This window comes from Massilia horti, from assembly GCF_004614195.1.
GTDB lineage: Bacteria > Pseudomonadota > Gammaproteobacteria > Burkholderiales > Burkholderiaceae_D > Telluria > Telluria horti.
In genome coordinates, this window is record NZ_SPUM01000056.1 from 1 (window position 1) to 9,946 (window position 9,946).

Genomic DNA, 9,946 nt, shown 5'->3' on the forward strand with positions numbered 1-9,946 from the left:
CGCTGGAGCAGCGGCCCGGCGCGCGCCTGCCGCTGGACGCGCGCTTCGTCGACGACGCCGGACGCGCCGTGCGCCTCGGGCGCTATTTCGGCGCGGCGCCGGTGCTGCTGGTGCTGGGCTACTACCGCTGTGCCGACCTGTGCAGCACGGTGATGGACGGGGTGCTGCACAATCTGGCCATGCTCGGCCTGCCCGCGGGCGGCGTGCGCGTGGTCGCGGTGAGCATCGACCCGCAGGACGACGCCGCCGGCGCGGCGCGCAAGAGGCAGGCGTACGCGCCCCTGCTGGGCGACGGCGCCATCCAGCTCGACCTGCTGACCGGCGCGCGGCCCGCGCTGCAGCGGCTGGCCGCGGCCACCGGCTTTCATTACGCCTACGACGCGGCCCACCAGCGCTACCTGCACCCGGCCGGGTTCCTGGTGGCGTCCGCGGACGGCGTCATCACCCACTACTTCCCCGGCGCCGGTTTTGACAAGCGCGACCTGCGCCTGGCCCTGGTCCAGGCCTCGCGCGGCCAGATCGGCAGTGTGGCCGACCGCATCGCGCTGCTGTGTTCGCACTTCGACCCGGCCACCGGCCGCTACACCGGGCTGGCCTGGAACCTGGCGCGCGGCTTCGCGCTGCTGGTGGCCACGCTGCTGGCGGCCGTGGTGTGGCGGCTGCGGCGCCGGGAAAGGCGGCGCGCATGAGCGGCGCACTCATGCTGCCCGCGGCGTCGAGCGCGGCCGGGCGCTTCGACCTGCTGCTGCTGGCGCTGCTGGTCCTGTGCGGCCTGATGGCGCTGGCGCTGCTGGTGCTGGTGTTCTCGATCCGCTACCGCGCCGGCTCGCCCGCCGACCGCAGCGGCGCCAACCGCCAGCACCGCGCGCTCGAGTACACCTGGACCCTGGTGCCGCTGGCGCTGTTCATGTGCATCTACGCCTGGGCCGCCTACGACTATGCCCAGCTGTTCCGGGTGGCGCCGGAGGCGATGCCGGTGTTCGTGGTGGCCAAGCAGTGGATGTGGAAGCTGGAGCACCAGAACGGCCGGCGCGAGATCGCACAGCTGCATGTGCCGCTGGGCAAGCCGGTGCGGCTGGTCATGACCTCGCAGGACGTGATCCACAGCTTCTTCGTGCCGGCCTTCCGCATCAAGCAGGACGTGCTGCCCGGGCGCTACACGATGCTGTCGTTCACCCCCACCCAGGCCGGGCGCTTCCACCTGTTCTGCGCCGAATACTGCGGCACCGAGCATTCGCTCATGCGCGGCGAGATCATCGTGCTGCCGCCGGCCCAGTTCGCCGAGTGGCTGGCGCAGGGCGCCGCCACCCCCGGCATCGCCGCGCGCGGCTTCGAGCTGTACCGGCGCTACGGCTGCAGCGGCTGCCACGAGCCCGGCTCCAGCGTGCATGCGCCCGACCTGCACGGCCTCTTGGGGCGCACCGTGCACCTGCAGGACGGGCGCACCCTCATTGCCGACGAAAACTATGTGCGCGACTCGATCCTGCTGCCGGACAAGGACATCGTGGCCGGCTTCAAGCCCATCATGCCGTCGTTTGCCGGCCAGATCAGCGAGGAGGACATCATGGCGATCATCGCCTACCTGCGGGAGCAGCAGCCATGACGGCGCACGTGGACGAACGGCGGGCGCCGGAAGGCTACCTGGCCGCCGGCTACTCGCTCGGGTCCTGGTTCACCAGCACCGACCACAAGCGCATCGCGCTCTTGTACCTGGCCACGGTGACCCTGTTCTTTTTCGTCGGCGGCGCGGCCGCCACTCTGATTCGGCTGGAGCTGGCCACCCCCGAGGCCGACCTGGTCAGCCACGACACCTACAACAAGCTGTTCACCGCGCACGGGGTGGTGATGGTGTGGCTGTTCCTGATCCCGTCCATCCCCGCCGTGCTGGGCAACTTCCTGGTGCCGCTGATGGTGGGCGCGCGCGAGCTGGCGTTCCCGCGCCTGAACCTGGCCAGCTGGTACCTGTACGTGCTGGGCGGCGCGGTGATCGTGGCCGCGCTGGCCGCCGGCGGCGTCGACACCGGCTGGACCTTCTACACCCCGCTGTCGACCATGTTCGTGCGCACCCACGTGCTGCTGGTGCTCACCGGCGTGGTGATCGTCGGCTTCTCCTCGATCTTCACCGGCCTGAATTTCATCGTCACCGTGCACACCCTGCGCGCGCCCGGCCTGACCTGGTTCCGCCTGCCGTTGTTCATCTGGGCCAACTACGCCACCGCCATCATGCTGGTGCTGGCCACCCCGGTCTTGGCGATGACCCTGCTGCTGGTGGCGGCCGAGCGCTTGCTGCGGGTCGGCATCTTCGACCCGGCGCTGGGTGGCGACCCGGTGCTGTTCCAGCACATCTTCTGGTTCTATTCGCACCCGGCGGTGTACATCATGGTGCTGCCGGCCATGGGCGTGGTCAGCGAGATCTTCCCGTGCTTTGCCAGGAAGCGCATCTTCGGCTACCGCTTCATGGCCTATTGCCTGCTGGCGATCGCCTCGATCGGCTTTCTGGTCTGGGGCCACCACATGTTCGTCAGCGGCCAGTCGGCCTACGCCGGGATGGTGTTTTCGCTGCTGTCGTTCCTGGTCGCGATCCCGTCCGCGATCAAGGTGTTCAACTGGACCGCCACCCTGTACAAGGGCTCGATCAGCTTTGGCGCGCCGATGCTCTACGCGCTCGGCTTCGTCGGCCTGTTCACGATCGGCGGCCTGACCGGCCTGTTCGTCGCCTCGCTCGCGCTCGACGTGCACCTGACCGACACCTACTTCGTGATCGCGCACTTCCACTACATCATGGTCGGCGGCAGCGTCATGGCCTACCTCGGCGCGCTGCACTTCTGGTGGCCCAAGATCAGCGGGCGCATGTATCCGGAAATGTGGGGCAGGGCGGCGGCGGTGATGATCTTCTTCGGCTTTAACCTCACCTTTTTCCCGCAGTATCTGCTGGGCTACGCCGGCATGCCGCGCCGCTACCACACCTACCCGCCCGAATTCCAGGTGCTGCACCTGCTGTCCTCGAGCGGCGCGGTGCTGCTGGCGGCCGGCTACCTGCTGCCGCTCGGCTATTTCGCCTGGTCGCTGTATTACGGCCGGCGCGCCCCGGCCAACCCGTGGCGCGCCACCGGCCTCGAATGGCAGACCACCTCGCCGCCGCCGGTGCACAACTTCGCGCGCCAGCCGGTGGTCACCGAGGAGGCCTACGCCTATGCGCCAGAGCCGGGAGGCAAGCCATGATGGCCCAGGGCCAGGCCCGCGCCGGCGACGTCAAGGTCGACGAACGGCGGCGCCGCGCCGCCGCCCGGTTCGGCATGTGGGTGTTCCTGGCCACCGAGCTGATGCTGTTTGGCCCGCTGTTTCTCGGCTACGTCTACGCCCGCACCCATTTCCCGGCCGCCTTTGCCGCAGCCAGCCGCCACACCGATTTCTGGCTCGGCACCATCAACACCGGCGTGCTGCTCACCAGCAGCATGGCGATGGCGCTGGCGCTGGCCGCGCACGAGCGCGCGGGGCCCAGCGCGGCGCGCACGGCGGCGCGCTGGCTGGTGCTGGCGGCGCTGCTCGGCATCGCGTTCCTGGTCATCAAGGGCACCGAATACGGGCACGACTGGCAGCACCACTGGTTCCCCGGCCCGCGGTTCCGGTTCGCGCCCCGCTACGCCGGCGGCGCCGAGCTGTTCTACTTCCTGTACTTCGCGCTGACCGGGCTGCACGCGCTGCACCTGACGATCGGGGTGCTCATCAGCCTGGGGTTCGCGCTCGGGCTGCGGCTCGCGGCCGCGCCGATGCGCCCGCCGGTGCGCCTCGAGCTGCTGGGCCTGTACTGGCACTTCGTCGACCTGATCTGGATCTTCCTGTACCCGATCCTGTACCTGGTCGGGCGCAGCAGCGCGGGGGGCTAAGATGCAGCGCGCGGCCCCACTGGTGCTGACCTGGCTGGCGCTGCTGGCGCTGCTGACCTTGACCGCGGCGAGCTCCTTCGTGCCGCTGGGCGTGTGGAATGGCGTCATCAACCTGGTGATCGCCTGCATCAAGGCGCTGCTGGTGGCGCTGGTGTACATGCGCCTGGCGCGCGCCGGCCCGCTGCCGCGCATGGTCGCGCTCACCGGCCTGGGCACGCTGGCGCTGCTGTTCGCCCTGTCCGGCGCCGATTACGCCACCCGGCACATGTTCCGCACCCCGTGGGACACGCCGCCGCCCGGCCAGACCCGCTCCTCGCGCGCCCCGGCCGCGAACTCGCCCGCGCTGGCGCGGTCTGAAATGGACCGTCGTGAGACCCGCCGCGAGAACCGATAATGGCTGCCCAGACCACCAGCGATATCCCGCGCGCCCTCGGACCGGCGAGCATGGCCCGCTCGTTCATCTTTTGCACGGGCATCGAGAACAGTTCGCCCACCATCACCGGGCCGGACGGGCGCAAGCAGCGCGTCGACGAGATGGAAAGCTGCGGCCACTACCAGCACTGGCGCGAGGATTTCAAGCTGGTGCATGACCTGGGCCTGCGCTGCCTGCGCTACGGCCCGCCGTACTACCGCACCCATGTGGGCCCCGGCCATTACGACTGGTCGTTTGCGGACGAGACCTTCAACGAGCTCAAGCGCCTGGGCATCGTGCCGATTGCCGACCTGTGCCATTTCGGGGTGCCGGACTGGCTGGGCAACTTCCAGAACACCGAGTTTCCGCGCTACTTCGCCGAATACGCGAAGGCGTTTGCCCAGCGCTTTCCCTGGGTGCGCCTGTACACGCCGGTCAACGAGATGCTCGTCACCGCCGAATTCTCGGCCCTGATCGGCTTCTGGAACGAGCAGCGCGCCGACGACCGCTCGTTCGTGACCGCGCTGACCAACGTGGTCGAAGCCAACATCCGCGCCAGCGAGGCGCTGCGCGAGGCATGCGACCCGTGGTTCGTGCAGAGCGAGTCGACCCGCTACTTCCATCCGTACAACCCGGACGCCGTCAAGCACACGCTGCACCTGAACGAGCGCCGCTTCCTCACGCTCGACCTGAACTACAGCCACGCGCCGTCGGCGCGCATGTACGAGTACCTGCGCCAGAACGGGATGACGCGCGAAAAGTTCAACTATTTCATGGACCGCAACATCTGGCCGTCCTGCATCATGGGGACCGACTACTACGAAAACAACGAGCTGATCGTCTATCCGGACGGCAGTTCCGATATCTGCAACGTGCTCGGCTACTACGGCCTGACGCGCCAGTACTACAGCCGGTTCCGGCTGCCCATCATGCACACCGAGACCAACCAGATGCAGGAACAGCGCGCGCGCCACTGGCTCGAACGGCAGTGGGCCAACGTGCTGCGGCTGCGCCAGGAAGGCAACCCGATCATCGGCTTCACCTGGTACAGCCTGACCGACCAGATCGACTGGGACATCGGGCTGCGCGAGAAGCTCGGCCATGTCAACAGCAACGGCCTGTTCACTCTGGACCGCAAGATCCGTCCAGCGGGCGAGGAATTTAAGCGCATCGTGAGCGAGTGGAGCTCGGCGCTGGCCAACACCGACATCCGGTTCTGAGAGGTCGTTTCAAAATGAGCAGGGCAAGGAGCCGCAACGCAGGTGGGCTTAATCGTAGGGCGCGGGGCCGCCGAGGACCAGTGCGCACGCGGTACCGTTGAATGCCGTTGGCTCCGGTACGCACACGTACCGCGTGCGCACAGGTGCGCACCCTACGCCTTCGGTTCCACACTTAGCGGTGACATAGCCTTTTGAACCGACCTTAAAAAGAAAAGGAGGCAACATGCGTGGACAGGTCGTAGTCGTTACCGGCGCCGGCGCCGGGGTGGGCAGGGCCGCCGCGCGCGCCTTCGCCGAAGCGGGCGCCGGCTGCGTGGCACTGCTGTCGCGCAACGCCGAGCGCCTGGCCGACACGGCCGACGAGGTGGTCGCGCGCGGCGCCCGCGCCTTGCCGATCGCGCTCGACGTTGCCGATCCCGTTCAGGTCGAAGAAGCCGCCGAGCGCATCGAGCGCGAAGCCGGGCCGATCGCCGTCTGGGTCAACAATGCGATGGCGACCATCTTCGCGCCCCTCTCGGCCATCTCCCCGGAAGAGTTCGCGCGCGTGACCACCGTAACTTACCTGGGCACCGTGCACGGCACGATGAGCGCCCTCAAGCGCATGCGTGCGCGCAATGCCGGCACCATTGTCCAGGTCGGCTCGGCGCTGGCCTACCGTTCGATCCCCCTGCAGTCGGCCTATTGCGGCGCCAAGCATGCGATCCGCGGCTTCACCGATTCGGTGCGCTGTGAGCTGATCCACGACAACAGCGCGGTGCGCATTTCCATGGTCCAGCTGCCGGGCTTGAACACCACGCAGTTCGAATGGGCCCGCACCAGCTTTCGCCACCACCCGCAGCCGGTGGGCACGGTCTACCAGCCCGAGGTCGCCGCGCGCGCCATCGTCTGGGCCGCCACCCACGCTAGGCGCGAACTGTACGTCGGCATGCCCTCTGCGTTGACCATCGTCGCCAACAAGCTGGCCCCGGGCCTGCTCGACCGGCTGCTGGCGCACCATGCCTACGAACAGCAATTCACCGCCCAGCCGATTGGCCCGGACCGCCCGGACAACCTGTTCCACCCCGTGTCGTCGCCCTACCGCGCACGGGGCAGCTTCGATGCCCGCGCCTGTTCCCGCAGCCTGCAATTGTGGGCCTCGCTGCATCGGCGGCCGGTCGGGCTGGCGCTGGCGCTGGCCGGCTGCTGCGCGCTGGCCTGGGCATGGCCAGCGCGTCAGCGACACTAGGCGACGCGAACGGAACGCGGTGGCGCCGGTCAAAAAAAAGAAAGGAGCAGGCCACTGGATGGACGCACGAGCCGGACGCAACGAACGCTTGCAACACTTGCAGACTGCCATGGGTGAACGCGGCATGTCCGCCCTGGTGTGCACCCGCAACCTGAACGTGCTGCTGGCCAGCGGCTTCTGGCCCGTCCTTGGGGCCGTGGTCGCGATCGTCACGCCGGAGCCGCGGGTGCTGCTGGCCGTGCCGGAGGACGTGGGCGAACTGGCCCGCGCCGGCTGGGCCGACCTGGTCTGTCCTTACCAAGCCGGCACGCTGGAGCGCATCGGCGCCGCGCCCGCAGGCCTCTTCGCCGTGCTCGGCAAGCTGCTGGAGCCGCTGGTGGGCCGCGGCGGCATTATCGGGGTCGAGGCGGGGACCGGCTCCCTGCCAGCAAGCTACGCCTCGCTGCAGGTTTACGGCGACACCCTGCGCGCTTGGCTCGGCGCCAGCTTCCCGCACGCCACCCAGGCCCCAGCCGACGACCTGCTCGCGCACCAGCGCATGGTTCCGACCGCCTGGGAGCGCGCGCGCATCGGCGTCTCATGCGAGCTGGCCGCCGCCGCCTTTCGCGAAGGGGCGCAGCAGCTGCGCGAAAAGGTCGCGGAAACCGAAGCGGTGCTGCCGTTTCGCGAGGCGTTCGTGGCGCACGCCACCGCGCACGAAGGCGTGTGCCGCGCCGACAGCTATTTCTACTGCATGTCCGGCCCCCACGCGGCGCGCGCCTGGGCCTCATTCCAGCAGTCGCGGCCCGCGCCCGTGCACCGGCACGTGCCGATCCTGATGCACTGCAATTCCTACGCCGACGGCTACTGGACCGACCTGACCCGCACCTACGTGCTGGGCAAGCCCGACCCGCGCCTGGCCGCGATCTTCCACGCCGTGCAACACGCCAGCGAAGCGGCCCGTGCCGCGATCCGGCCCGGCGTGCGCGGGCGTGACGTTGACGCCGCCGCGCGCGTGGTGCTGACCAATGCCGGCTACGGCAAGTACTTCCCGCACGGACTCGGACACGGCGTGGGCTTTTCCGCCATCGACCACGGCGAGCCGCCGCGCCTGCACCCGGCTTCCGATGACGTGCTGGAAGCAGGCATGGTGTTCAACGTCGAGCCCGGCGTCTACATCGACGGCTGGGGCGGCGTACGCGACTGCAACATGGTGGCGGTGACCGGCGACGGCTGCGAGCTGCTGTCGCCGTTTCACCTGAAGACAGAAGACTGGTGCATACCAATTTAATTGAACCGCAAGGGGAGGTCGACGATGGCCAGGAACGTCGGTGATTTCATTGTAGAACGCCTGTACCACTGGGGCGTGCGCCGCATCTTCGGCTACCCCGGGGACGGCATCAACGGCGTGCTGGGAGCGCTGAACCGCTTCGGCGAAGACCGCATCGCCTTCGTCCAGGTGCGCCACGAGGAAATGGCCGCCTTCATGGCCTGCGCCTACGCCAAGTTCTCGGGCGAGCTGGGCGTGTGCCTGTCCACCGGCGGCCCGGGCGCGACCCACCTGCTGACCGGCCTGTACGACGCCAAGCTCGACCACATGCCGGTGCTGGCCATCACCGGCCAGGCCCCGCGCACCGCGCGCGGCGCGCACTACCAGCAGGAGCTGAACCTGGACCGCGTGTTCGCCGACGTGGCCGAATACGTGCAGGAAGGGGAAGCGCCGGCCCAGGTGCGGCACCTGGTCGATTCCTGCATGCGCATCGCGATCGCGCGCAACGGCGTGTCGGTGCTGGTGCTGCCGGGCGACCTGCAGGACATGGATTACCACGACCCGGAGCGCCACCACGGCACAGTCACCTCCGGCATCGGCTACGTGCGCCCGACCGTGATACCGCACGAGGCCGACCTGCGCCGCGCCGCCGAGGTGCTCAACAGCGGCGACAAGGTCGCCATGCTGATCGGCGCCGGCGCGCTGCACGCCCCCGACGAGGTGATGGAAGTGGCGCAGAAGCTCGGCGCGGGCGTGGCCAAGGCGCTGCTTGGCAAGGCGGCGCTGCCGGACGACCTGCCATGGGTGACCGGCTCGATCGGCTACCTGGGCACCGAGGCAAGCTACGACTTGATGATGGAGTGCGATACCCTGCTCATGGTCGGCACCGGCTTTCCGTACAGTGAATTCCTGCCGAAGCAGGGCAAGGCGCGCGGGGTGCAGATCGACGTCGACCCGGCCATGCTCAGCATCCGCTTCCCGTGCGAAGTCAACCTGCACGGCGACGCCGGCGCCACGCTGCGCGCGCTGCTGCCGCTGCTGCAGCAAAAGACCCACGGCGCCTGGCGCGACCGCATCGAAAGCAACGTGCGCGACTGGTGGAAGAAAAACGAGGACCGGGCCATGATGAAGGCCAACCCGATCAACCCCCAGCGCGTGGCATGGGAACTGTCGCCGCGCCTGCCGGAACGGGCGATCATCACCAGCGACTCCGGTTCGTGCGCCAACTGGTACGCGCGCGACCTGCGCATCCGGCGCGGCATGGACTGCTCGCTGTCGGGCAGCCTGGCCTCGATGGGCGCTGCGGTGCCGTACGCGATTGGGGCCAAGTTCGCCCATCCCGAGCGCCCGGTCATCGCCATGGTCGGCGACGGCGCCATGCAGATGAATAACATGGCCGAACTGATCACCATCGCCAAATACTGGCGGCGCTGGGCCAACCCCACCTGCGTGGTGTGCGTCTTCAACAATGAAGACCTGAACCAGGTCACCTGGGAGCAGCGCATCATGCAGGGCGACCCCAAGTTCGAGGCGACCCAGCGCATCCCCGACGTGCCGTATCACCAATTCGCCGCGCTGATCGGCCTGAAGGGCATCTTCTGCAACGACCCCGACCAGGTCGCGCTCGCGTGGGAGCAGGCGCTGGCCAGCGAGCGCCCGTGCGTGCTCGAATTCAAGACCGATCCCGAAGTGCCGCCGCTGCCTTCGCACATCACGTTCGACCAGGCGCGCAAGTTCGCGGCCACCACCTTCAAGGGCGACCCGGACGAGAAGAACATGCTGGTCGGGACCGTGCGCCAGGTCCTCTCCGGCATCCTGCCAGGGAAGAGCGAATGACGGCCTTTCTTACCGTGAGCGAACGCCCGCCGCCGGTGCATGCGGGCAGCGCGCCGGCCGCACGCCTGCTTGGCGCCGCCTGCCTTGGTGCCGCCGTGTTGGCGCTGACCGCCGCGC

Annotated in this window: 9 protein-coding genes; all 9 read left to right on the forward strand. The window is 68.7% G+C overall.

The window, feature by feature from the left end; all coding sequences use genetic code 11:
• Nucleotides 1-689, forward strand: a 689-nt coding sequence (locus E4O92_RS24790) for an SCO family protein (RefSeq protein ID WP_167759746.1), incomplete at its 5' end; no start/stop codon positions are given.
• Complete coding sequence (gene coxB / locus E4O92_RS09550) at nt 686-1,603, forward strand: cytochrome c oxidase subunit II (RefSeq protein WP_135189533.1); 918 nt, start codon at nt 686-688, stop codon at nt 1,601-1,603. The genes E4O92_RS24790 and coxB, both read left to right, overlap by 4 nt.
• Entirely contained in the window at nt 1,600-3,222 is a 1,623-nt protein-coding gene (ctaD, locus tag E4O92_RS09555; RefSeq protein ID WP_135189534.1) for a cytochrome c oxidase subunit I, read from the forward strand. The genes coxB and ctaD overlap by 4 nt, the downstream gene beginning before the upstream one ends.
• Nucleotides 3,219-3,887, forward strand: coding sequence for a cytochrome c oxidase subunit 3 (locus E4O92_RS09560; protein ID WP_206076841.1), 669 nt, complete (start codon nt 3,219-3,221; stop codon nt 3,885-3,887). The genes ctaD and E4O92_RS09560 overlap by 4 nt, the downstream gene beginning before the upstream one ends.
• Nucleotide 3,888: 1 nt before the next feature.
• Nucleotides 3,889-4,281, forward strand: coding sequence for a cytochrome C oxidase subunit IV family protein (locus tag E4O92_RS09565; RefSeq protein ID WP_135189535.1), 393 nt, complete (start codon nt 3,889-3,891; stop codon nt 4,279-4,281).
• Nucleotides 4,281-5,519, forward strand: a complete 1,239-nt coding sequence (locus tag E4O92_RS09570; protein WP_206076842.1) for a family 1 glycosylhydrolase — start codon at nt 4,281-4,283, stop codon at nt 5,517-5,519. The genes E4O92_RS09565 and E4O92_RS09570 overlap by 1 nt, the downstream gene beginning before the upstream one ends.
• 223 nt (nt 5,520-5,742) lie before the next feature.
• A complete protein-coding gene (locus E4O92_RS09575) occupies nt 5,743-6,744 on the forward strand; it encodes an SDR family oxidoreductase (RefSeq protein WP_135189536.1) in 1,002 nt (333 codons plus the stop codon).
• Between the two features lie 58 nt (nt 6,745-6,802).
• Nucleotides 6,803-8,014, forward strand: coding sequence for a M24 family metallopeptidase (locus E4O92_RS09580; protein WP_167759747.1), 1,212 nt, complete (start codon nt 6,803-6,805; stop codon nt 8,012-8,014).
• Between the two features lie 24 nt (nt 8,015-8,038).
• Nucleotides 8,039-9,829, forward strand: a complete 1,791-nt coding sequence (locus E4O92_RS09585) for a thiamine pyrophosphate-requiring protein (protein WP_135189538.1) — start codon at nt 8,039-8,041, stop codon at nt 9,827-9,829.
• Nucleotides 9,830-9,946: the final 117 nt, after the last annotated feature.

Coding starts and splice junctions, on each gene's coding strand:
- coxB (WP_135189533.1), top strand. CDS start 686: ATGAGCGGCGCACTCATGCTGCCCGCGGCGTCGAGCGCGGCCGGGCGC.
- ctaD (WP_135189534.1), top strand. CDS start 1,600: ATGACGGCGCACGTGGACGAACGGCGGGCGCCGGAAGGCTACCTGGCC.
- E4O92_RS09560 (WP_206076841.1), top strand. CDS start 3,219: ATGATGGCCCAGGGCCAGGCCCGCGCCGGCGACGTCAAGGTCGACGAA.
- E4O92_RS09565 (WP_135189535.1), top strand. CDS start 3,889: ATGCAGCGCGCGGCCCCACTGGTGCTGACCTGGCTGGCGCTGCTGGCG.
- E4O92_RS09570 (WP_206076842.1), top strand. CDS start 4,281: ATGGCTGCCCAGACCACCAGCGATATCCCGCGCGCCCTCGGACCGGCG.
- E4O92_RS09575 (WP_135189536.1), top strand. CDS start 5,743: ATGCGTGGACAGGTCGTAGTCGTTACCGGCGCCGGCGCCGGGGTGGGC.
- E4O92_RS09580 (WP_167759747.1), top strand. CDS start 6,803: ATGGACGCACGAGCCGGACGCAACGAACGCTTGCAACACTTGCAGACT.
- E4O92_RS09585 (WP_135189538.1), top strand. CDS start 8,039: ATGGCCAGGAACGTCGGTGATTTCATTGTAGAACGCCTGTACCACTGG.